The 23377-nt window shown below is 70.8% G+C and carries 15 protein-coding genes; 5 read left to right on the plus strand and 10 right to left on the minus strand.

Going from position 1 to position 23377, the window contains the following annotated elements; genetic code table 11:
- Window positions 1-17: 17 nt before the first annotated feature.
- From smc to ACW5E8_RS06470, 3 genes are all read right to left on the minus strand, one after another.
- Window positions 18-3521 carry a chromosome segregation protein SMC gene (smc, locus tag ACW5E8_RS06460; RefSeq protein WP_456964648.1) on the minus strand — a complete coding sequence of 1168 codons (3504 nt, stop codon included), beginning with the start codon at window positions 3519-3521 and terminating at the stop codon, window positions 18-20.
- 143 nt (window positions 3522-3664) lie between these two features.
- A complete protein-coding gene (locus tag ACW5E8_RS06465) occupies window positions 3665-5902 on the minus strand; it encodes an LVIVD repeat-containing protein (protein ID WP_456964649.1) in 2238 nt (745 codons plus the stop codon).
- Between the two features lie 130 nt (window positions 5903-6032).
- Complete coding sequence (locus ACW5E8_RS06470; RefSeq protein WP_456964650.1) at window positions 6033-8318, minus strand: winged helix-turn-helix domain-containing protein; 2286 nt, start codon at window positions 8316-8318, stop codon at window positions 6033-6035.
- A 181-nt stretch (window positions 8319-8499) separates the two neighbouring features.
- On the opposite strand from ACW5E8_RS06470, the gene ACW5E8_RS06475 reads away from it, so the two are divergent.
- Entirely contained in the window at window positions 8500-9441 is a 942-nt protein-coding gene (locus tag ACW5E8_RS06475; RefSeq protein WP_456964651.1) for a DNA ligase, read from the plus strand.
- On the opposite strand, the gene ACW5E8_RS06480 is transcribed toward ACW5E8_RS06475, so the two are convergent.
- A complete protein-coding gene (locus ACW5E8_RS06480) occupies window positions 9438-10553 on the minus strand; it encodes an ABC transporter ATP-binding protein (RefSeq protein WP_456964652.1) in 1116 nt (371 codons plus the stop codon). The genes ACW5E8_RS06475 and ACW5E8_RS06480 overlap by 4 nt on opposite strands.
- 110 nt (window positions 10554-10663) lie before the next feature.
- On the opposite strand from ACW5E8_RS06480, the gene ACW5E8_RS06485 reads away from it, so the two are divergent.
- The 4 genes from ACW5E8_RS06485 to ACW5E8_RS06500 are packed head-to-tail and all read left to right on the plus strand — an operon-like array spanning window position 10664 to window position 14694.
- Window positions 10664-12043, plus strand: coding sequence for a GH1 family beta-glucosidase (locus ACW5E8_RS06485; RefSeq protein WP_456964653.1), 1380 nt, complete (start codon window positions 10664-10666; stop codon window positions 12041-12043).
- 19 nt (window positions 12044-12062) lie between these two features.
- A complete protein-coding gene (gene glk / locus ACW5E8_RS06490) occupies window positions 12063-13088 on the plus strand; it encodes a glucokinase (RefSeq protein WP_456964654.1) in 1026 nt (341 codons plus the stop codon).
- Window positions 13085-13819, plus strand: a complete 735-nt coding sequence (pgl, locus tag ACW5E8_RS06495; RefSeq protein WP_456964655.1) for a 6-phosphogluconolactonase — start codon at window positions 13085-13087, stop codon at window positions 13817-13819. Before glk ends, pgl begins: the two co-directional genes overlap by 4 nt.
- A gap of 26 nt (window positions 13820-13845) precedes the next feature.
- Window positions 13846-14694, plus strand: coding sequence for an amidohydrolase family protein (locus tag ACW5E8_RS06500; RefSeq protein ID WP_456964656.1), 849 nt, complete (start codon window positions 13846-13848; stop codon window positions 14692-14694).
- On the opposite strand, the gene ACW5E8_RS06505 is transcribed toward ACW5E8_RS06500, so the two are convergent.
- From ACW5E8_RS06505 to ACW5E8_RS06530, 6 genes are all read right to left on the minus strand, one after another.
- Window positions 14691-15449, minus strand: coding sequence for a hypothetical protein (locus ACW5E8_RS06505; RefSeq protein ID WP_456964657.1), 759 nt, complete (start codon window positions 15447-15449; stop codon window positions 14691-14693). The genes ACW5E8_RS06500 and ACW5E8_RS06505 overlap by 4 nt on opposite strands.
- A gap of 5 nt (window positions 15450-15454) precedes the next feature.
- Window positions 15455-18628, minus strand: coding sequence for a discoidin domain-containing protein (locus ACW5E8_RS06510; protein ID WP_456965258.1), 3174 nt, complete (start codon window positions 18626-18628; stop codon window positions 15455-15457).
- A 73-nt stretch (window positions 18629-18701) separates the two neighbouring features.
- Window positions 18702-19538, minus strand: a complete 837-nt coding sequence (locus ACW5E8_RS06515) for a carbohydrate ABC transporter permease (protein WP_456964658.1) — start codon at window positions 19536-19538, stop codon at window positions 18702-18704.
- On the minus strand, window positions 19535-20413 hold the full coding sequence (locus ACW5E8_RS06520) for a carbohydrate ABC transporter permease (RefSeq protein ID WP_456964659.1): 879 nt from the start codon (window positions 20411-20413) through the stop codon (window positions 19535-19537). The genes ACW5E8_RS06515 and ACW5E8_RS06520 overlap by 4 nt, the downstream gene beginning before the upstream one ends.
- Window positions 20413-21708 carry a sugar ABC transporter substrate-binding protein gene (locus ACW5E8_RS06525; protein WP_456964660.1) on the minus strand — a complete coding sequence of 432 codons (1296 nt, stop codon included), beginning with the start codon at window positions 21706-21708 and terminating at the stop codon, window positions 20413-20415. Before ACW5E8_RS06525 ends, ACW5E8_RS06520 begins: the two co-directional genes overlap by 1 nt.
- Window positions 21709-21714: 6 nt before the next feature.
- A complete protein-coding gene (locus tag ACW5E8_RS06530; protein WP_456964661.1) occupies window positions 21715-23352 on the minus strand; it encodes a glucoamylase family protein in 1638 nt (545 codons plus the stop codon).
- Window positions 23353-23377 lie beyond the last annotated feature (25 nt).

The raw sequence follows: 23377 nt of genomic DNA on the forward strand, positions 1-23377 counted from the left end.
CACTCTCCCGTGTTGGTTCAGGCGGCGCCGGCCAGGCGCGCGGCTTCCGCAAGGTCCACCGACACCAGCCGGCTGACGCCGGGCTCGCGCATGGTAACGCCCGACAGCTGCCTCGCGGCTTCCATCGTCGCCTTGTTGTGGGTCACGAACAGGAACTGCACCTTCTCGCTCATCTCGGTGACCATCGCGCTGAAGCGGCCGACGTTGGCCTCGTCCAGCGGCGCATCGACCTCGTCGAGCAGGCAGAACGGCGCCGGGTTGAGCTGGAAGATCGCGAACACCAGCGCCACCGCGGTCATCGCCTTCTCGCCGCCCGACAGCAGCGAGATGTTGGACACCCGCTTGCCCGGCGGGCGCGCCATGATCGCCACGCCGGTGTCGAGCAGGTCCTCGCCGGTGAGTTCGAGATAGGCGTGGCCGCCGCCGAACAGGCGCGGATAGATTTCCTGCACGCCGGAGTTGACGCGGTCGAAGGTGTCCTTGAAGCGGCCGCGGGTCTCGCGGTCGATCTTGCGGATCGCATCTTCCAGCGTTTCCAGCGCCGAGTTGAGGTCGGCGTCCTGGCTGTCGAGGTACTCCTTGCGCTGCGCGGCCTCGGCATGCTCCTGGATCGCCGCGAGGTTGACCGGCTCCAGCCGGCGCAGCTTCGCGTCGAAGTCGGCGACCATGCGGCCCCAGGCGGTGGCCTCGGCATCGTCGGCCAGGCCCGCGACCACGTCGTCGAGCACGAAACCCGCCTCGACCACGGCCGCGCCCAGCTGCTCGGCGTGGATCACCAGTGCCTGCTGGTCGAGGCGGCGCTGGGCGATGGCCTCGCGCTGGGCGATGGCCTGCTCGTCGCGCTGGTGGCGCACCTGTTCGTATTGCCGCAGGCCGGCGTCGACGCCATCGAGCGCGCTGCGTGCCTGCGCCAGCACCTGCTCGGCGTTCACCCGCTCGGCAAGCGCGGCCTGGCGCTGCTGTTCCAGCGTGTCGACCGGGGTGTCGCCGGCGGCAAGCTGGGTGCTGATCTCGCCGAGGCGGCTGTCGAGCTGGCCGCGCTGGCCACCCATGCGCTGCAGGGCCTGGCGCAGGCCATTGGCCTGGGTGCGCTGGGCTTCCAGCTGCAGCGCCAGCGCATGGGCCTGCTCGCGGGATTCGCGGGCGGCGGTGCGGGCTTCGTCGCGAAGCGCGGACAGGCGCGCGCGCTCGGCGTCCAGCTCGCGGCGGCGGCCTTCGAGTTCGGCCATGCGCGAGACGGCGTCCTCGAGCCGCCCGCGCGACTCGCGCGCCTGTTCACCGCTGCCGGTGATGGATTCGCCAAGCTGCGCGAGTTCGGCGTCGATGCGTTCGATGCGGTTGCGGGCCGCGTCGAGCCGACCCTGCTGGCCTTGCAGCCGGCCGGCAAGCTCCGAAACGCTGCGGTGTGCGTGGTAGAGCTGGCGCTGCGCGTCCTCGCGCGCCTGCTCGGCGGCCAGCAGGCGCTCGCGGCCGTTGGCCAGCGCGGCTTCGAGTTCGGCCTCGCGCGCCTGCAACTGCTCGATGCGTTCGCGCAGGCCCTGGATCTCGCGCTCGCGCAGCAGCGCGCCCTGGCGCGCCGCACCCGAGCGCAGCACCCGCAGCCAGCCGGCGCCAAGGCGCTCGCCATCGCGGGTGATCACCGAATCGCCCGGCTCCAGCCGTGCCTGAAGCGCACGCGCATCGGCCAGCGAATCGGCCACGTGCAGCCGCGCCAGCAGGCGGCGGATGGCCAGCGGGCCGCGCACGCGCGCGGCGAGCGAGGTCGGCGCGAAATCAGCGTCGCCGGCGTCGGCCGACACCAGCGCGATGCGGCCTTCCCCCAGGTCGGCCAAGGCTTCCACCAAGGCTTCCGGGCTCTCGACCAGCACGCCCTCGATCATCTGCCCGAGCGCGCCCTCGACCGCGTTCTCCCAGCCCGGATCGACCTCCAGCGCCTCGCCCACGCGAGTGGCCGAGTCCAGGCCGCGCTGGCGCAGCCAGGCCACCGCCGCGCCCTGCTCCTGGCCGAGCGCCGCATGCTGCAGGGTTTCAAGCGAGGACAGGCGGCCGCGGGCCTCCTGCGCCAGTTTGCGCACCTCGGAAATTTCCTGCTGGGCCGCACGCTGCTGGTCCTGCAGGTCGAGCGCGGCCTGCTTGCGCGCTTCCAGGCCTTCGTTGAGGCCGTCCAGCGCGAGCTTCTGCGTCTCGTGTTCCTCGGCGACGCCGGCAAAGGCTTCGGCCAGCGCATCCAGGTCCAGGCCGGCGCGCTCGGCGGAGAGCGCTTCGCGGCGCCGGTCGGCTTCCAGCGACTGCCGGTCGAGATAGTCGACGCGGGTGCGCTCGACCTCGGCCGCACGCGCCGCCTCGCTGGACTCGCCGCTGTGCGCGTCCCAGCGCTCCTGCCAGTCGGCCAGCGCGCCTTCGGCATCGCGCAGCGCGTCCTGCCGCGTTTCGTCACTTTCACGCAGGGCTTCGAGCGCCGGCTCGGCCTCGGCGATCGATTCCTCGAGGATCGCCAGGCGCTCCTCGTCGCCGCTGATGTGCTGCGCCAGCTCGGCGATCGCGTCCTCGGCCTCCTCGCGGGCACGCAGCAGGCGCTGCGAGAGTTCGCGCTGGTGCGCGATCTGCTGCTCGATGCGCGCCAGGGTGCCGCCGACCTCGTAGCCCGCGGCCTGGGCGCGGTTGAGCGCGTCCATCGCCTCCTCGCGCCTGACGCGGCCTTCCTCGAGTTCGCGCTCGGCTTCGCGCTGCTCGGCGATCAGCTGCTGCAGACGGGTCTCTTCCTGCGCCAGGCCCTCGCGCAGCCTGGACAGCTTCGCGTCGAGCGCACGGTATTCAAGCCCCTTCCACTCGGCGTCGCGCACCCGGCGCTCTGCCTGGATCGCGGTGTACTGCTCAGCCTGCCGCGCCTGGCGCGCGAGATGCCCGAGCTGCTTGCCGACCTCGTCGCGCAGGTCGCCAAGACGATCGAGGTTCTCGCGCGTGTGGCGGATGCGGGTCTCGGTTTCCTTGCGGCGCTCCTTGTACTTGGAGATGCCGGCGGCCTCCTCCAGGTACACGCGCAGTTCCTCGGGCTTGGCTTCGATGATCTGGCTGATCATCCCCTGCTCGATGATCGAGTAGCTGCGCGGCCCCAGGCCCGTGCCAAGGAACAGGTCGGTGATGTCGCGGCGGCGGCACTTGGCGCCGTTGAGGTAGTAGCTGCTCTGGCCGTCGCGCGACACCAGGCGCTTGACCGAAATCTCGTTGAAGGCCGCGAATTCGCCGGTAATGGCGTGGTCGCTGTTGTCGAAGATCAGCTCGACCGTCGCCTGCGACACCGGCTTGCGCGAGTTCGAGCCGGAGAAGATCACGTCGGTCAGCGAGTCGCCGCGCAGGCGGCTGGCCGAACTCTCGCCCATCACCCAGCGCACGGCGTCGATGATGTTCGACTTGCCGCAGCCGTTGGGCCCCACCACGCCGGTCATGTTGGTCGGCAGGTGCAGGGTGGTCGGATCGACGAAGGACTTGAAACCCGAGAGCTTGATCGTGGACAGGCGCATGCGGCGGTCGGTTGCCTCGGCGGCACACGGGCGGGCCGTGGCGGCGGTCGGTTTCGGGGAAATGCAGCGGGAATGCGGCCCGGAGGCAGCAGCACCGCAGTATAGCGGCACCCGGCTGGGCCGGATGCCGCCACCCCCAAGCCTCAGAAGACGACGTACAGGCTGACCCCGGCGAACGCCTGCAGTCCGGTGACACGGATGTAGTGGAGGCCCGGCTCCGGCGCCTGGATGCGCAGGCCACGGCCGCTGGTCGAACCATCGGCGGCGCCATCCTCCGGCACCGCCTGGTGGCGGGACTCGATGCGCAGCTGACCACTGCCACCACCACCGCCCCTGAGCACCGTCAGGTTGCGCACGCCGGCCGGCACCCGGACGGCGAACAGGAACGAATCGCCTTCCGCACCGGACAGGCCCCGCACCGTTTCCCCGGCGCGCAGCAGGCGGGCATCCGGACCCAGCACGTGGACGCCGGTGTCGCCGCCCAGGGCCAGGAGGCGCTGGTCTCCGGTGGCCAGCAGGCGCTGCGGCGCGGCACCGCCCAAGGACGTCAGCTTCCGCAGCTCCGGGCTGGTGGGATCGCTGACGTCAAGCTCGTGCAGGCCTTCCGCGTCCGCGAACCACACCAGTTCGCCGGCCTGGGCCACGCGGGTGTAGTCCCCCAAGCCGCTGCCCGGGGAGTAGCGCCCGATCACCTCGGGCGCCGCCGGATTGGCGATGTCGACCACGCGCAGGCCCTCTCCGCAGGCGAGGTAGGCCAGGTCCATGGCCTCGTCGACGGCGAGATCGAAGGCCGCGCCGCAGCCGTCGTCGACGTGGGCAAGCTGCCGCGGCGCCCCACTGCCGGACACGTCGAAGACGATCATGCCGCCCGGGTATCCGGATTCGATTTGCGCGCCCTGGGCCATGTAGAGGTAGCCATTGCCGGCATGCAGGCGGTACGGCTGGTTGGCGAGCGGGATCTCCGACAGCAGCGCCGGCGCGCCGGGCTTCGCGATGTCGACCGTCGCCAGCCCGCCTTCATTGGTCCAGCGGCCGACCCAGGCACGGGTTCCTTCGATGGCGATGGTCGCGGCGAACTGGTACGGAAGCCGCGAGACCTCCTTCGGCCCACCCTGCGCGCCGAGATCCACCGCCACCAGCCCGTAGCCCCAGGCCGCCATCCAGGCGATGTCGCCCGCCATGGCCATCTGTTCGAAGCTGCGGCCCTCCAGCAGTTTCGGCAGGCCGGCCTCCACGCGCGCCAGCGGCGCCAGCGTATCCGGGTCGTTGACCGTCAGGCCGTAGTTTGCCTGCAGCAGCACCGTCTTTCCGTCATGGATCGCGGCGTCCACGGCGCGGACGCCGCCGGGGAGCCAGCCGGTGGCCACCAGCTGCGGCTTGCCGGGCTGGCCGACGTCCAGCGCATGCATGAGATCGGTGCCGGTCTGCAGCAACATGCCCTGTTCGCCCAGCGGCACGGCCCGCCTGCCGGCGAAGGCATCGATCGTGGACTGTGCCACCGCCTGCGGCGCGTCCGGGTCGGCCACGTTCCAGATCCCCATCCCGGGCCCGTAGCCGAAGCTGTAGACATGGTCGCCCAGGCGGGCGCCGGCGGTGGCGGCGGGAATCTCGATCGAGCCACGCTGGGCCATGCCCGCGGCCGTGTCGAAGACCGACAGGTTGTTGCCGATGCCGACCGTGGTCTCCGGGCCGCTGACGACCCGGAATGTGTCGAGGCCGTCCAGGCCGTGGCTCGACGCCACCACCGGGGCTCCCGGCGCGGACACGTCGTACAGGGTGTAGACCGTATTGCCCAGCCAGCCACGACCGCTGGCGTGGATGGTGTCGCCGTGGACCGCCAGGTCCGTGAATTGGGCCGGAAGGCTGCCCACGGCGCTGGCCGCGAAGACCGGCGCCTCCGGATCGTCAAGCTTGCCGACCAGCAGCCCGTGGCCATCGTCGAACAGATAGAGATGGTCGTTGGCCGTGGTCAGGCCGAGGGCGCGCAGCGTGCGATCGCTGTCGAGGTAGGCCTCGTCATCGCGCACCAGGCGCGGGACCCGCGGGTCGGCCAGTGACCAGGTGGCGACGCCGCTGCGACCGTTGTCGCCGCGCCAGCTGGCGTAAAGGTGGTCGCCCACGCGCACCAGGCCGTTGATGGGGCCACCCACGGCGTCCGAGGTGTCCAGCCGCACCGGTCGATCAGGTCGGGCGTAGTCCCAGGTCGCGATCACGCGGCCGGTCGGGACGTAGGCAAGCGCGCCGGAAACGACCGGGGCAGCCGCGATCCCGCCGCCGCGCAGCAGCTTGAGCTTGAGCGGCTCGGCGGCTTCGACGCCCGCGGCAAGGGTGCAGGCCATGGCAGCCGCAAGCGCGGCAGTGAGAAACGGATTCGGCTTCACGTACGGATCCTCTGTCTTGCTGGGGTGGATCACCGACCTTGGGACCCGACCTGCTGCCGGACACTCCAGACGCATGACTGTTACATGATCATTACGCTTGAAATCAGACACTTGCGGGCGAACTCCACCGTCATCCGGCGATCGCGGCAGCGACCCGCGCCTGCAGCTCCGCGAGCGACGGGACGGCGGGCGCCCAGATCGCCACGCGCCCCGCGAGCGCCGCGGCCTCGGCCTGCCGCCCCTGCTCCAGCAGCCAGCCGGCGTAGGCGAGTACGACGTCGGCGATGTCGGACGGCACGCCCTCGCGCTCGGCCAGTGACAGGGCGTCGGCAAATGCGGCGTCCACCTCGGCTGCTGGCCGTCCCGCCTGTTGGACGCCCAGTGCGCGCCGCAACCGGTCGGGCACGAACGCCCCCAGATCGGCCTCCGCCGCCATGCGCACCGGCCGATCGAGGCGCAGCGCGGCCTGCTCGCGGCGCAGCAGCAGCCAGGCGCGGGCCTCCGGATGCACGCCGACGGGAACGGCGGCGAGGGCCGCATCAGCCAACGCAAGGGCCTCGTCCGGCCGTTCGCGGTCGAGGGCCAGCGCAACCTCGTGCCGCGCCGCCTCGAGCTGCAGCGTGAGACCGGGGCCTGGCGGGCCACGGCTCGCGAGGATGTCCGCCGCCTCGTCCAGCCGGCCGGCGACCCGCAGCGCCCCGGCCCGCGCCTGCAGCAGCGCCCGCGCCTGCGCCGGGTCGGCGACGCGGTCGCGCAGCGCCAGGCCGCGCCCGCTTGCAGCCAGCGCCTGCTCCACCCGCAGCAGGCCGAGTTCGGCGTCGGTGCGCGCTGCCAGCACGGTCGCCAGTTCGTTCACCGCCCCCATTGCCGAAAACGCCTGTTCGGCTTCGTCCAGGAAGGCCAGGGCCTGGGCCGGCCGGCCGCGATCGGCTTCGAGGATGCCCATGTTGGCGTCGACCCTCGCGACCGCCAGGGCATCGCCGGTCCGCTGCAGCGTCACTCGGGCACGGCCGAAGTCGGCCAGGGCCGCGTCGAAGCGTTCGTCCATCGCGTACACCACCGCGCGCCCGCTGAGGGCCTGGCCGAGCTCGGCCGGGTACTCCGCGGCCAGCGCGATCGCGGTGTCATACGCCGCCTCCGCCTCGTCAAGCCGCTCCAGGCGCAGCAGCATCGCGCCGCGCGCGTTGAACACCTGCACGCGGAACACCGGATCGGGCACGGCATCCTCTTCCAGCAGGCGCTCCAGGCGCGCCAGGCCCCGCGCGTGTTCGCCGGCGCGGAAATCCACCCGCGCCAGCTGGTACTGCAGCCGCGGCTGTGCGCGCTGCAGCTCGGGCGCGGCAAGCAGGATGCCGCGTGCGGCCTCGAGCTCGTTGGCCAGCATCGCCGCTCGCGCACGCTGCAGGCGCTCGGCCAGGTCCGTGGCCTCGGCATCCGCCAGCGCCGTTCCGCCGAGCCTCGGGGCCAAGCGGTCGACCGCCAGGCGCGCGGCTTCGAGCAGGTCGCCGGCCTCTCCGGCCGCGGCGTGGGTCATGCCCCCGCCGTCCCCTGCAGTCAGGCGGACACCCCACGCCGCGCCGTTCCGCGCCACCTCGCTTTCCACCCGCCAGCCGCGTCCCAGCATGGCGCGGAACCGGGCGGGCCCGTCGCCCCCCTCGCGTGCGTCCGCCGCCAGCGCCGACTCACTCGACAGCACCACGAGGCCGCTGCGCCGCAGCCGGTCGCCAAGGTAGTCCATCAGGCCAAGCCGCACCCAGGCGACATCGTCGCCGTCCTCCACGCGGGTCGGCAGCACCAGCAGCGCGTCCTGCACCGGCACCGTCGCCCCACTGCCGGCGACAACCGCGTCCAGCGGTCCTGCATGAGGTCGCTGGCGCGTCGCCCACCATGCCGTGGCCGCGAAGACCGCCAACAGGAGGAGCGCGAACGATCCGACAGCCCACCGTTGGCGTAGCCGGCCGGGCCGGCCGGAATCGCCCGGGCGGGGCGGGTCCGGCGGTGGAGGTCGAGGGGGCGGCTCCATGCTGGCCGGAACGGGAACGGGAACGGGAACGGGAACGGGAACGGGAACGGGAACGGGGGCCGGTGTCGGCGTGCCCTGTTCGACGTCCACCTGCATCATCCAGCGGAAACCGTAGCGCGGCACCGTGCGCACGGTGTGCTGGGACTGGCCGTCGTCGCCGACCGCCCGCCGCGTGCGCACCATCACCTGCCCGAGCTGGGCATCGGACACGTCGGCGCGGCGGAACACCGCCCGCACCAGTTCGTCGCGCGACACCGCGCGGTCGCGGTGGGCGATGAGGCACAGCAGGCACTCGTACACGCGCGCCTGCAGCACCACCGGCTCTCCGTCGCGCCGAAGTTCGCGCGTGGCCGTGTCCAGCAAGTGGCGCCCGAAGCGGTAGCGCGGGCTCATGGGTTCGATCGGATCTGCACGCTGCGATGATCGCCGATTCGACGCCCCTTGGCCGGATCCCGGCGCAGTACCCGGCATCGTCGCGGGCAACTCACCGATGCAGGCTTGGCCGTCGCGCCGATAGGCAGGGTGGGCACGAGGCGGGAGGCTGGCCTGCCTTTCCCGAGGATGGACCATACCGATGACCACGGCTCCGGCACTTGGAACAGGCGTGTTCCTTCGCGGCGCGCTCGCCTGCGCATGCATGTCCGCACCGGCCTTCGCCCCCACGGCCATTCACGCGCAGCCAGCCGATCTCATGCACGCCGCGCCCGCGGTGCTTGCGCCCGGCGCGATACCTGCCGGGCCCATTGCGGACTATTGGCTGAGCGAAAAGCTCGACGGCGTCCGCGGGCGCTGGGACGGTCGGCGGCTGTGGACGCGCGGTGGCCTGCCGGTGGACGCGCCGCCCTGGTTCACCGCGGGCTGGCCAGAGGAGCCGATGGACGGCGAACTGTGGCTGGGCCGCGGCCGCTTCGACGAGGCCAGCAGCCTGGTACGCAATCCGCCGGCCGATGACGCGCCGTGGCGCGCGATGCGCTTCCTCGTGTTCGACCTGCCGGCCCACGCCGGTCCCTTCGAGCAGCGGGTCCAGGCCATGCGCGCGCTCGCCGGCCCGGACACTCCCCCTTGGCTGCGGCCGGTGGCGCAGTCAAGGGTCACTGACGACAAGCAGCTGCAGGCCCGCCTGCGCGCTGTGCTCGACGCCGGCGGCGAGGGTCTGATGCTGCAGCACCGTGACGTCCACTACATGCCCGGCCGCAGCGACGGCCTGCTGAAGCTCAAGCCGCACGACGATGCCGAAGCGCGCGTGGTCGCGCATTTGCCAGGTCGCGGCAAGTACGCCGGCATGGTCGGTGCCCTGCTGGTGGAGCGCGAAGACGGCGCGCGTTTCCGCCTCGGCAGTGGCCTCAGCGACGCCGACCGCGACGCGCCGCCGCCGCTCGGCAGCCTGGTGACCTATCGCTACAACGGCCTGACCATCAATGGATTGCCGCGCTTCGCACGCTTCATGCGGCTGCGCGAGCCGCCGCCCGATGCCGGCCCCGAGCGCCAGGCAGGCACCCTTCCTCGACTGGATTAGCGCTGCAATCGGCGTCCGTCGCCGATATCGAAGAAGTGCAGTTGGGCGACTGCGACCCGGAGGGACAGTGACTCGCCCGGACGTGGCAGGTCGCCGGGCGGCAGCCGCGCCACCAGCGCATGCCCGCCCAGGTCCAGGTTCACGAACACCTCGCTGCCCACCGGCTCGACCACTTCCACCAGCGCTTCGAAATTGGCGTCGCCTCTCCCAACGGCTTCCACGCCGGCCGGGGCGTCCGCCCGCAGCAGGTGCTCGGGCCGCAGGCCCATGTCCAGTTCGCGGCCCTCCCAATCGCCGGGCACCCGCAGCCCGGGCAGCGGCACGCGCAGATCGCCATAGGCCACCAGCGCGGGCGCGCCGTCAACCGACACCAGGCGGCCGCGAATCACGTTCATCGCCGGACTGCCCAGGAACGTGGCCACGAACAGGTTCGCCGGCCGCTCGTACAGGGCCATCGGCGTGTCGACCTGCTGGATGCGGCCGCCGTCGAGCACCACGATGCGCTGGCCCAGGGTCATCGCCTCCACCTGGTCATGGGTGACGTAGACCATGGTGGTGCCGAGGCTGCGGTGCAGGCGCGCGATCTCCACCCGCATCGCCGCGCGCAGGCGGGCGTCGAGGTTGGACAGCGGCTCGTCGAGCAGGAACACCTGCGGCTGCCGGACCAGTGCGCGCCCGAGTGCCACGCGCTGGCGCTGGCCGCCGGAAAGCGCCGCCGGCTTGCGCTCCAGCATGTCCTCCAGCCCCAGCGTCTTCGCCGCGCCCGCAACCCGCTCCGCGATCGCCGCCTTGTCCATGCCGCGCAGCTTCAGGCCGAAAGCCAGGTTCCCGGCCACGCTCATATGCGGGTACAGGGCGTAGTTCTGGAACACCATGGCGATGTCGCGGTCGCGCGGCGCGACGTCGTTGACCACCCGCTCGCCGATGGTGATCGTGCCGCCGTCGACCGTCTCCAGGCCGGCGATCATCCGCAGCAGGGTCGACTTGCCGCAGCCCGACGGTCCGACCAGCACAAGCAGCTCGCCGTCGCCGGCTTCGAAGCTTGCGTCATGGACGGCGATGAAGCCGTCGGGATAGACCTTGCGGACGTGTTCGAGCCTGACCTGCGCCATCGTCACTCCGGGTTTCCCCGTCATGCGGCTGCGGGGCCTGTGCGTTATCCTCGCAATGTAACCGTTTTCAACGCATTCCTACGCGCCGATCCGCCCGGAGCCCCTTGTCCATGTCCGATTCCACTGGTCCTGCAAGAGACCTCGTTTTCCCCGAAGGCTTCCTCTGGGGTGCCGCCACCGCGGCCCACCAGATCGAAGGCTCGCCGCTGGCCGACGGCGCCGGCCCCAGCATCTGGACGCGCTTCGCGCACACCCCGGGCATGACCCTCAATGGCGATACCGGCGACGTCGCCTGCGACCACTACGGGCGCTGGAAGCAGGACGTCGCGCTGATGCGCGAACTCGGACTGAAGGCCTATCGCTTCAGCGTGTCGTGGTCGCGCATCCACCCCGAGGGCACCGGGCGCGTCAACCAGAAGGGCCTGGGCTTCTATTCCCGCCTGGTCGACGAACTGCTCGCCAACGACATCGAGCCCCTGCTCACCCTGTTCCACTGGGACCTGCCGGCGGCGCTGGACGACCGCGGCGGCTGGCTCAACCGCGACTGCGCCGACTGGTTCGCCGAATACGGCACCACGCTCTACCGCGCGCTCGACGGCCGGGTGAAGAAATGGGCCACGATCAACGAGCCCTGGGTGGTCACCGACGGCGGCTACCTGCACGGCGCGTTGGCGCCCGGCCATCGCAGCCGCTACGAAGCGCCGATCGCCGCGCACAACCTGATGCGCGCGCACGGCGCCGCGGTGCAGGCCTACCGCGCCGAGGGCAAGCACGAAATGGGCCTGGTGGTGAACATCGAGCCGAAGTACCCGGCCAGCGACTCGGCCGAGGACGCCGCCGCCGTGCGCCGCGCGCATGCCTACATGAACGAGCAGTTCCTGCACCCCGCCCTGCTCGGCCACTACCCGCCGGAACTCAAGGAGATCTTCGGCGACGCCTGGCCGGACTGGCCGGAGGAAGACTTCAAACTGATCCGGCAGCCGCTGGATTTCGTCGGCATCAACTACTACACGCGCAGCGTGACCGCCGCGGGCGACAGCTATCCGCTCAAGACCGCCGTGGTGCGCCAACCCCTGGGCACCTACACCGAGACAGGCTGGGAAGTGTTCCCGCAGGGCCTGACCGACCTGCTGGTCTGGTTCAAGCAGACCTATGGCGACCTGCCGGTCTACATCACCGAGAACGGCGCGGCGTTCTTCGATCCGGCCGTGGCCGAGGAGGGCCGCGTGCGCGATCCGCTGCGCATCGATTACCTTCGCAAGCACCTCTCCGCCATCCGCGACGCCATGGATGCCGGCGTCGACATCCGCGGCTACATGGCCTGGTCGCTGCTGGACAACCTGGAGTGGTCGCTTGGATACTCGAAGCGCTTCGGTATCGTGCACGTGAACTACGGCACGCAGGAGCGCACGCCAAAGGACAGCGCACGCTGGTATTCGAAGGTCATCGCCAGCAACGGACGCACGCTCTCCGATCCACTTCCCTACTAGCGAGGACAACGTCGCCGGCATGCACGATTCCCGACTGCAGACCGACGCCGGCACCCGCGTGCTGCTGGCCGACATCGGCGGCACGAATGCGCGCTTCGCGCTCGCGGACCCGCGTGCGACCGCGCCGCTTCTCGTCGACAGCGTGCGTCGCTATGAGGTGGCGGCCTTCGCCTCGCTGGGCGACGCGGCGCTGCGTTATCTCGCCGACATCGGCAGCGCCAGGGGCGCGTTGCGGACCGGCGTGTTCGCCGTGGCCGGGCGCGTCGACGGCGACGACGCACGCATCACCAATCATCCCTGGCTGGTCTCGCGCCCGCGCCTGTGCGCCGCGCTCGGGCTCGACGACGCGCTGCTGGTGAACGACTTCGCCGCGCAGGCGATGTCGATCCCGCTGCTCGGCGCGTCCGATCTTGCGCAGATCGGCAGCGTCATGCCACGCCCGACCGCGGCCGCATCCGGCGACCGCACCTTCGCCATCATCGGTCCCGGCACCGGGCTGGGCGTGGGCGCACTGCTCCTGCGCGACGGCCGGGCCATCGCGCTCGAGACCGAAGGCGGCCACGCAGGCTTCGCCCCGGCGACGCCGGTCGAGGCCGGCATCCTCGAGCAGCTGTCGCGCGACCACGGCCGGGTATCGAACGAGCGCCTGCTCAGCGGCCCGGGGCTGGTCAACATCCATCGTGCCCTCGCGGCGATGGCCGGCACCGACGCCGTGCCGATGGATCCGGCCGACGTGGCCGCAGGTGCGCAAGCCGGTGACGCACGCTGCATGCAGGCGGTCGATGTCTTCTGCGCAGCGCTCGGGAGCGCAGCCGGTGACCTCGTACTCACGCTCGGGGCATGGGACGGCGTCTATCTCGCCGGCGGCGTCACCCTGGAGCTGCTTGAAACGCTGCGGCACTCCGGCTTCCGCGAGCGGTTCGAGCACAAGGGACGCTTCGCGCCGGTGATGTCCACCGTGCCCTCGCTGGCCGTCCTGCATCCGGAAGCCGGGCTGCTGGGTGCCGCGGCCATCGCACGGCAGCGCCACGGAGCGGCCGCGTGAGCCCCACCATGGCCGGTTCCGTTCCACTGCGTCACGGCGTCGAGTTCCAGGCCTTCCAGGACAGCACGCAGTGGGCGTGGGCGGCGGCCGTCACCCTGGCTGCGGCGCTTGGGCGCGCGCTCGAAGCCGAGCCCCGCGCGCGCCTGCTGCTCTCCGGCGGCCGCACGCCCGGTCCGGTCTACGCCGCGCTGGCCCGTGCACCGCTGGACTGGAGTCGCGTCGACGTCGCCCTGGTCGACGAACGCTGGCTGCTGCCCGACGACCCCGACAGCAACGCACGCCTGGTCCGCGAATCGCTGCTCGCCGACCGCGCCGGCGCCGCGCGCTTCGAAGCGATCACGCGGCCGGGACGCAGCATTGAAGAAGCGGTGACCATCGCCAACATGCACGCCGCCCACCCTGCGGGCGTCGTCGTGCTGGGCATGGGCGAGGATGGGCACGTGGCCTCGCTGTTCCCGAAGATGCCCGGCCTGGCCGACGCCCTCAGGTCGTCGCGGCCCTACGTGGCCGTGGACGCCACCGGCTGTCCCGGCGCCGGCGCCTGGACGCGTCGGGTGAGCCTCACGCCGACGGGCCTGGCCCCAGCGCATACCCGCCTGCTGCTCATCCGCGGCGCCCGCAAGCGCGAGCTGCTCGACGACGTGCTCGGCGGCGACGACCCGATGGAGTTTCCGGTGCGCATGGCGTTCACCACGCCGGGTGCGCCGCTGCGGATCCTTTGGTGTCCGTGATGGCGCCCCGTTCCGGAACCACTGACATGCACAAGCGCCTCCTCGCCCTCCTCCTCGTCCTGGCTGCGCCGCTGGCGCAGGCACAGCACGCTGCCACGTTCGACATGCACGTCCACCTGCGCGAGGGCGAAGCATCGCTGCTCGAATACGAAGCCGCGCTGGAGGCGGCTGGCGTCGGGCCCACCCGACTGGGCGCGATGTGGTTCGGTGGCCCGCGCCAGGCACTCGAAGGCGACCTGGAGGCGATCAGGGCGGGTAATGATTCGGTCATCGCGCTTGCGGTGAAATACCCGGAGGTGCTGCCGATCGCTACCGTGCATCCCTATGACGGGCGCGCCGCGCAGGAAGAACTCACCCGGGTCGCGGCGCAGGGGGTGAAGGTGCTCAAGATCCATCCCCACACGCAGAAGTTCAATGCCGCCGACCCGCGCGTGCTTGAACTGGTGCGCAATGCCGGCGAGCTCGGCATGACCGTGCTGATGGACAACGCCGGCATCCTCCCAGGCGACAGCGAAACGCTCTTCAATCTCGCCGTCCAGGCGCAAGGTACGCGCCTGGTCTTCGCCCACATGGGCGGGATGGATTTCCGCTTCTGGAACATTCTCGCGTTGGCGCGCACCGCCGACGGCTTCTTCATGGACAACGTCCACTTCGACATTTCCGGGATCGTGCTGCTGGCTGCCGGCTCACCGATCGAGGCCGAGTTCGTCTGGACCCTGCGCAATGTCGGCATCGACAAGGTGCTGCTCGGTTCGGACTACCCGCAGATGTCGCTTGCGAAGCACCTGGAGGCCCTGGAGCGACTCCCGCTGACCCCTGAGGAGAAGGCGAAGATCCGCTCGGACAACGCGCGCAGGTTGTTCGGCCTCGACTAGCGCGCCACCCTGTCCCGCCGCTGGCGCACCTCGGCGCGCGCCTGCCCCGCCGGCCTGTGGCTGCCGGGCTCCAGGGCCAACCCGATCCGATAGCCGCTGCAGCGCCACAGCCAGGCCTGCAGCAGGTACCAGCCGACAAGCAGCACGCCCAGCTGCCACTCCAGCGCGTTCTCGATCCGGTCCTTCAGCAGAGGATCCTCCACTGCCGCAGACGCCGCCACGCTGCCGACGCCGATGGCCAGCATCAGGCCGCAGATCGCTACCATCGCCGTGCGCAGCCGCCCCTCCGGCGCCCCCGCCACGCGGCCCATGCGCAGGAACAGCAGCTGCGCGAGATAACTCGCACCGAAGTAGACGATGACGCCATAGCGGCGCATGAAGCGGTACCCGGCGCCGTCGGTGCCCAGGAACGTGGCGTACACCGCCAGCGCCACCGCGGCGGCGATGCCCAGCACGACCAGGCAGCGCGCGCCACGCATTGCGCCGCGCAGCGCCAGCCACCGCGCCGACAACCACCAGTGCAGGGCCAGCAGTGCCGTGCACGGCAGCACCAGGAGGCGGAAGACGTGGTTGCCCAGCCCGTGTCGCGCGGCGCGGCTGATCGACGTGCAGCCTTCCACGTAGGGGATGCACGCCGGCACGTGGCCGTCGCGCACGGAGAGCCACCACGCCAGGTGCACGGCGGCCACCAGCAACGCCGCGATGGACAGCGGCAGCGGCCAGACGGGGACGGCCGCGGATCGCGGGTCCGGCATCGCGATCACCCGCGTGGCGCGGCGCCCGCCGGGCGCGCGGGACGCTCGATCTCGACGCGCGCGGGCAGGTGCTGGATACGCAGTTCATTCCCCTCCCACGTGGCGGGGCGACCGTCGATGGTCGTCGCACCCGGAGCACCGCCGACCCAGGGCCAGGGCAACACCAGCCCCCCGGCCGGAAGCGCCAGGCCGTCTTCGACCTCGAGCACGAGCACGTCGTCGTCGCGCCGGAACGCGTAGGCCAGCGCGCCGCCTGGCGTTCGCAGCCCGCGCAGGCCGAAGCCCTGGTCGAACCAGTCGGCGGGCACGCCCGCGGCCAACACGATGCTGTCGTCGGACTCGCGCACGTGGGCGAACATGTCCAGCGCCGAGCGCACGAAGTCCGAGGCCACCCAGGCATGCGGCAGGTCACCGAGGAAGAAGGGCTTGCGCGGCGTCGGTGTCACCACTTCCGCCCACTGGTTCCAGGCGGGCGGCGCGCGGTCGGCCATCAACCAGTCGGCGGCCTCCCAGGCACGCTCGCGCCAGCCCAGGCGGACGAAGGCGCCGACGTTGCGCCACTCGTAGGGCGTGTAGGCATCCCATTCGCGCTGGCCATCGCGACGGGCGACGAACTCGCGCCAGTAGCGCTCGAAGGTCTTGTGCAGGCGGTCGGGCGGGAGGTTGGCGAGCTCGCCGCCCGGCGCCAGGGCGATGGTGGTGGATGTGGCGTCGAAGTCGCCGAGCTCCGCCGCACCGGGGAGGTAGTCGATGCCGTGCCGCGTTGCCGCGGCATCCAGGGATGCCATGAGGTCGGCGCGGAAGCGGTCGCGCGATGCCGCCATGCGCGCGGCGTCGGCGTCCTTCCCGAGTGCCTCGGCCACCTGCACCGCGTCCTTGTAGCCGCGCAGCGCCCAGAAATTGTCCCAGTACGAGTGCATCGGCTTGGCCGAATAGCCCTCATGGCTGATCGAGGCCGGCATCATTCCGTAGAAGGCGGGGTCGATCGCCCGGTTGGCTTCGGTGCGTTCGCTCAGCGCCAGCGCTTCCATGTACTCGTAGGCCGCGAGCACGTGCGGCCACATGCGTTCGAGGAACCCATCGTCGCCGGTATAGCGCCAGTACTCGGCGATATTGAAGATCAGCTCGCCGTGGCTGTCGTTCTCGGGCACTGGATCGCTGCCGCGGTCATCCACGCAGCAAGGCACCTTGCCGTCGTCGAACTGGAAGGGCGCATACCACTCGACGTAGTCGCGCACGGCGTCGGCGCGCCCCAGGCGCAGCAGGCCTTCGGAGATCATCGCGCCGTCGCGGATCCAGCTGCGCGAGTACGAACGCGTGCCCGGCTGCAGTCGCGGGCCGACCCGCGAGATGAGCATGTGCGCCAGCGCCGTGCGCAGGCTGTCGGCCAGTGCCTGGCCCTGGGGCGGCAGGTCCAGGCGCACCTGGTCGAGCTTCGCGCGCCACTGCGTCGCGACCTGCTGCTGCAGCTGCTCCGCGTCCCACCACCGTCGCGCCGGACCGCTGCCACCGGTCATCGGCACCATCACTTCGACGCTGCCGACCTCGCCCGGCCCCAGCCGCATCCTGTAGACCAGGGCCGCCGACGCCAGGCCTGTCGGATCGTCCACCAGGCGCGTGGTGGCCGGCAGCTTGCCGCCGGCCAGGTGCTGCACCACGTCGCCGGCATCGAAGGCCGATGCGAACGACGCCTGCGGAATCTGCTTGGCAAAGACCCGCGGCACGCCCGCGACGGACACCATGCCGCCGTCGACGGCGATGTCCTCGATCCGGCTCACGCCGCCGATGGTGTTGAGGAACTGCGCCGGTGGATTCACCTGCAGCGGCCGCGCGGCGAGCGCCAGCTGGAGCTCCTGCGCGCGCCCGCTGACATTGGCCAGGCGGTAGCGGAGCACCAGCTGCGAGTTCCCGGCATCCCCCGTCGCGAATGCGGTGACGCGCAGCGAGAAGTCCCGGTGCCGCCAGTCGACGCTGGGGATCGGCAGGTAGCCATCCTGCAGTGACTGTCGGGGCGTAGCGTCGGCCCAGCTGACCAGGCGGCCGTTGGCCAGCACGAAGGGCTCGACGCTGAAGCCGCCGCGCGCGACCTCGACCGCGCCGTCCTCGCCGATCAGGCCCTGCTGCAGGCCACCGTCGATGCCGAGGATCGTCCAGTAGGGCTGCTCTCCGCTGAACCCGCGAGGGAAACGTCCACGCGGCAGGTCGGCGGCCACGGCGCGCACGAAGTCATTGGGATGCGCGCTGAATCCGAGCGGCTGCACCGCGACCTCGCCGAGCGCGAACTCCGGACCGGGCCCGGCGATGAGGTCGAGGGCGACGTAGCGCGCTTCCGACTCCGGCAGCGCGATCCAGTCGCGGGCGCCATTGCCCCGTTCCACCTTGCGGACGTTCCGCCACCCTGCCCCATCGTCGGACAGCTGGATGTCGTAGTGCGATGCCTGCGCACCCGGCAGCCAGTCAAGCACCAGCCCGCCGAATTCACGGACGCTGCCGAGGTCGAGCACCAGCCGCTGGCCGCCGGCAATCGCCGGCGCACGCCAGGCCGTCGCGACATCCCCATCGACCGCCAGGGCCGCGTTGCCGGCGATGGCGATGGCGGTGGCATCGAGCGGACTGTCATCGGCCGGCGCCAGTTCGCTGAAGGTCAGTTCGTCGAAACACACCGAACCCCGGCCGCCGACCCGGTTGTAGACCACGAACTCCAGCGTCGCGCTGGCCCGCAGCACCGGATCCGGATCCGGACCCCAGGCCTTCACGATGTGCCTCGCCTTGTGCCGCAGCGGCGTCCAGTGCGCCGGAGGCTCGACCGACGTCCGGTTCACCCACCAGACGTTGTCGCCGCTGGCGTCGACGAGCTTGAACTGCAGGTCGTTGGCCGGTGCGTCACCGCGCAGGCGAAAATCGAAGCGGTAGTTGCCCGGGAAATCGAGCGGCAGCGCGCGCTGGATACCGGCGTGCCCGGAGACGCCGTTGAAGTCGTAGTCCAGGCAGAGTGCGCGCCCCGCGTCGCCGTCGACGACGCGGATCGAGGCGCTGACCTGGTCGGAGGCCACCGTGCTCCAGGCGAGTGGGCTTTCGAAGTCGTCGATCACGCGGGTGGAAACGACCTCCTGCGCGGCAGCCGGCGCGGCCACCACGCTCGCGGACAGCACAAGCAGCTTCGCCACGGTCCAGCGCATCGGCCGGCAGCGGCGCCTCGCACCGCGCCCGCACATCCGCACCGTCTCCTCGAAAGCCATCACCCGCATCTCCTCAACCCTTGACGCTGCCCAGCAGCAGCCCCTGCATGTAATACCGCTGCAGCGCCAGGAACAGCAGCAGCACCGGCAGCACCGTCACCACGGCGCCGGCCATCATCATCTCCACGTCCATGATGTGCTCACGCGACAGCGCCGCCAGCGCCACCGGCAACGTGTACTGCTGTTGCTCGGCGAGCACGATCAGCGGCCACATGAAATCGTTCCACGCCGCCATGAAGGTGAAGATCGCAAGCGTCACCAGCACCGGCTTCAGCAGCGGCAGCACCACTTGGAAGAAGATCCGCAGCTCCCCGGCGCCATCGATGCGCGCGGCCTCGATCAGCGCGTCGGGGATGGATCGCGCGTACTGCCGCACCAGGAAGATGCCGAACACGCCCGCCAGCGACGGCACCACCACGCCGCCCAGGCTGTTGACCAGCCCCAGCTCCTTCATCAGCAGGAACAGCGGCAGCATCGCCACCTGCGCCGGCACCACCAGCGCCGCCAGCATCAGCTGGAACAGGCGCTCGCGGCCACGGAAGCGCAGCTTGGCGAAGGCGTAGCCAGCGGCGGTGTTGACCAGCAGCGAGCCCAGCGTGATCGCAAGCGACACGATGAGGCTGTTGGCGAAGGCGCGGCCGAAGCCGGTGCGCGCGAACAGTTCGCGGTAGTTGTCGAGCGTGACCACGGCCGGCAGCAGCGGCGGCGGAAAGCGGCTGGCCTCGCCCATCGGCATGAACGACACCGAGACCATCCACGCCAGCGGCGCCAGCGCCAGCAGCGCGAATGCCGCCAGCGCGCCGTTGACCAGCAGCACCTCCAGCCGCGAGCCGCCCACGGGCCCGCTCATACCAGGTCCCGCTTGCGGCCGGCGCGCAGCAGCAGCGTGGTCGCGCCCAGGATCACCAGGAACAGCAGGAAGGCCACGGCCGATGCGCGACCCAGGTTCCACCACTTGAAACCTTCCTCGAACATGAAATACAGCACGCTCACCGTCGACTGCAGCGGGTCGCCGCGGGTCATCACATAGGGCTCGGCGAACAGCTGGAAGTAGCCCGACACCGTGATCACCGAGACCACCAGCAGCACCGGCCCCAGCGACGGCAGGGTGATGTGCACGATCTGCCGCCAGGTCGAGGCACCGTCGATGCGCGCGGCTTCGTACAGCTCTCGCGGAATGGCCTGCAGGCCGGCAAGCAGGATCACCATGTTGTAGCCGAAGTTCTTCCACACCGCGAAGCCGATGATCGTCGGCATCGCCCACAGCGGGTCGCCCAGCCAGTCGATCGGCGCGATGCCCACGTGCCCGAGCGCCCAGTTCACCAGCCCGTAGCTGGTATGGAAGAGGTAGCGCCAGATCACCGCCACCGCCACCAGGGTGGTTACCACCGGCGCGAACAACGCGGTGCGGAAGAAGGCCTTGGCGCGTGCCAGCTGCGAGTCGAGCAGCAGCGCGGCGGCCAGCGAGACCGCGATCGACAGCGGCACGCCCACCACGACGAAGTACGTGGTGTTCCACAGCGCCTTCCAGAAGATCGGCGTGCGCAGCAGCTCGATGTAGTTGTCGAGCGCGACGAAGCGCAGGTTCGCCGGATCGGCCAGTGCGTAGAGGTCGAAATCGGTCAGGCTCAGCAGCAGCGCCGAGGCCACGGGCAGTGCGAAGAACAGGCCCAGCACGAGCAATGCGGGCGCCACGAACATCCAGCCGGCGATGCCGCCGCGCATCAGCGCCCCTCCTGTTCGACGATCCAGCGGCGCTTGGCGAGGATCGCGTCGACGCTGGCGTCGAGTTCGCGCACCGCCTGGTCCTGCGCAAGGCCGCCGCGCACCACGCGCTCGGTCACCAGGCGGATCTCCTGCGCGATACGCTCCCACTCCAGCACCTTGGGCGTCGGGCGCACGCGCTCCAGTTGGTCTCGGAAGGCGGCCGCCAATGGATCACCGGCCAGGTCCGGGTGCTCCCAGGTGCTGCGCCGCGGCGGCAGGTTGCCGCTGAGGGCATGGAAGCGCCGCTGCACCTCGGGCCGCGACAGGTACTCCACCAGCAGCCAGGCGGCGTCGGCGTTCGTGCCGCCCCGCGGCAGCACCAGGCTGGTGCCGCCAGCGATGCCGGCGCCCGGGCCATCGGGACCCGGCAGCGGCATCGTGCCCCACTGCTCGGCCAACTCCGGCGGCGCACGCCGGCGGAATTCGCGGATGTTCCATGGGCCCGAGAGGTAGAAGGCGTTGAAGCCGCGGAAAAACTCGTCCCAGACGTTGGAGATCTGGGTTTCCGACAGCACCGGCGCCCAGCCCTCGTCGAAGATACGAGCGTAGAAGGCCAGCGTTTCGCGGAAGCCCGCGCTCTGGAAATTCCCTCTGGTGCCGTTCTGCCGCAGCAACGGGTCGGACTGCTGCAGGGCGAGCGAGAGCTGCGGCTCGAATTCGTTCAGCGGCAGCAGGAACGCGTAGCGCTCCGGCCCGACATGGCGCTGGATCGCGTCCATTGCGGCAGCCCACTCGTCCCAGGTCCGCAAGGGAAGCGCGACACCGGCCTCGCGCAGGATGTCCTTGCGATAGAACAGCAGCCGCGTGTCCACGTACCAAGGCACCCCCATCAGCGTGCCGTCGACGAGGTTCGTGTCCCAGATGCCCGGGAAATAGTCGGCGGCACTGATACCGGCCGAGCGCTCGACGCGCTGGCCGAGAGGCTCCAGCGCATCGAGCGCGGCGAACTCGGGGATCCAGGTATTGCCCAGCTGCAGCAGGTCGGGCATCGCCTCGGCGGCATAGGCGGTCAGCAGCTTCTCGTGGGCGGCGGTCCAGGGAATCGCCTGCACCTCCACGCGCAGACCGGGGTGCTCGCGATGGAAGTCCGGCAGCAGCGTCCCGACGACTTCCGCCTCGCGACCCATCGCCCAGAAGCGGATCGTGGTCGTGTCGTCGGCGTCCTTGCGCGCGCAGCCCGCGAGCAGGCTTCCCACGACCAGGACGGCCAGCAACAGGCCGCAGCGGATGCTTCGGGGACCCGACCCGGGCATACCGCGTCAGCCCGCCCGCGGCGGCGGCGCGGGTGCAGTCGCCGGGCTCGGGCTGGCTTCCGCCGGCCCGTCCGGGTCGCCGGCCCCGCCCGCCGGCTCCGCTTCGTCCGCCGCGCGTTCCGCGGCCCCCGCCGCGTCACGCGCCTGCAGCTCCGCCAGCCAGCCGCCGGTGAAGCCCGCGCGCTCCAGGCCCCTGCGGATATGCGGGTTGCGCTTCATGACGTTCCAGACGAAATCGTTCCGGTAGTTCGCGATGCCGATCAGGATCGGCCCCTGGTCGATGCCGATGTAGTCGCTCGCCACCCAGCCCCTGCCCGGGACCAGGCGGCCGGTCTTGAGCGGGATGTCGAAGTCGAAGCTCGGGTTGAAGGCATCCAGGAAGCCGTAGCTCGAATACAGATACTCGCCGTACTGGTCCACCAGCGCCTGGGTAGCCGGGATCACGATTTCCGGCGCATACGGCAGCGAGCCGATCGCCGCGGTCGGCGCGATGGTGCCGTCGTCGAAGGCTACCGCGATGCCGGCGCCGCGCGCACTGTAGTGGCGGAACTCGCGCAACTCGCCGTTGAACTCCTGGTCGGTACGCTGGGGACCGTCGCTCGCGGTCAGCCCCCAGATATCGGCGCCGTAGCCCTTCCAGCCCATCGGGTTCTCGATCGCGTAGGAACGCTGGGCATAGGTCGCACGCCGCGAGTTCTCGAAATAGTCGATGCCGCGGCCGCGCATGTAGGCGTCGCGGATGCCGCGGAAGTCGATCCAGGCGTGGCTGTACTGGTGCCCGAAGTGCGGCGCGAAGCTCAAATATTCCTGGCCCTGGAAAATGCCCCAGCTGTCGTCATAGGTCTGCGTCCAGGCGGTCCAGGCCTCCGGTTCCACCGGATGCGTCGGCGAACCCAGTGCCAGGATGTAGACCAGCATGGCCTCGTCGTAGCCGGTCCAGTCGTGCTCGATGAAGCCGCGCTCCGGATACCAGCCCATCGAGATCAGCGGCGGCCGCTGCTGCAGCCAGGGCCACTCGATGCGCCCGTAGAGTTCGTCCGCGAGCTCCCGGATGCGCTGCTCGCGCGGGTCGTCGCCATCGTAGTAGCTCTGCGCGAACAGCACGCCGAGCATCATCAGGCCGGTGTCGACGCTCGACAGCTCCACCCAGGGCTCGTACCGGTGGCCGGTGCGCATGTCGAGGAAGTGGTAGAAGAAGCCGCGATGGCCGATGGTGCCGGTCGCCTCCGGTCCCTGCGGAGACTCCAGCAGGAACTCCAGCGTCAACAGCGTGCGATCCACCGCCTGTCGCCGGCCGATCCATCCGTTCTCGATGCCGACCGGATACGCGGTCAGCGCGAAGCCGATGGCCGCCACGCTGGCGAACGGCCGCGACGGGAAACGGTCGGGCGTCATGCCGTTGCGCTCGTCGGTGGTATCCCAGAAGAACTGGAAGGTGCGCTTTTCGATGTCGCGGAACAGCTGCGGCAGCGGCATCTTCGCGGGCATCGCGGCATCGGTCGGCGGCGGCGCGGTGACCACCACTTCCTCGATCGGCCCCGGCCGGGGCGGTGCCACTTCAGAGTCGGGTGCCTCGCGCCCGCATCCGGCAAACAGCAGGACGGCCACCAGCGGCAGGAGCAACCAGGGACGGCGGGGTGGCACGGATCGCATTATCGGGAAGTACTCC

The organism is Luteimonas sp. A649, assembly GCF_054072735.1.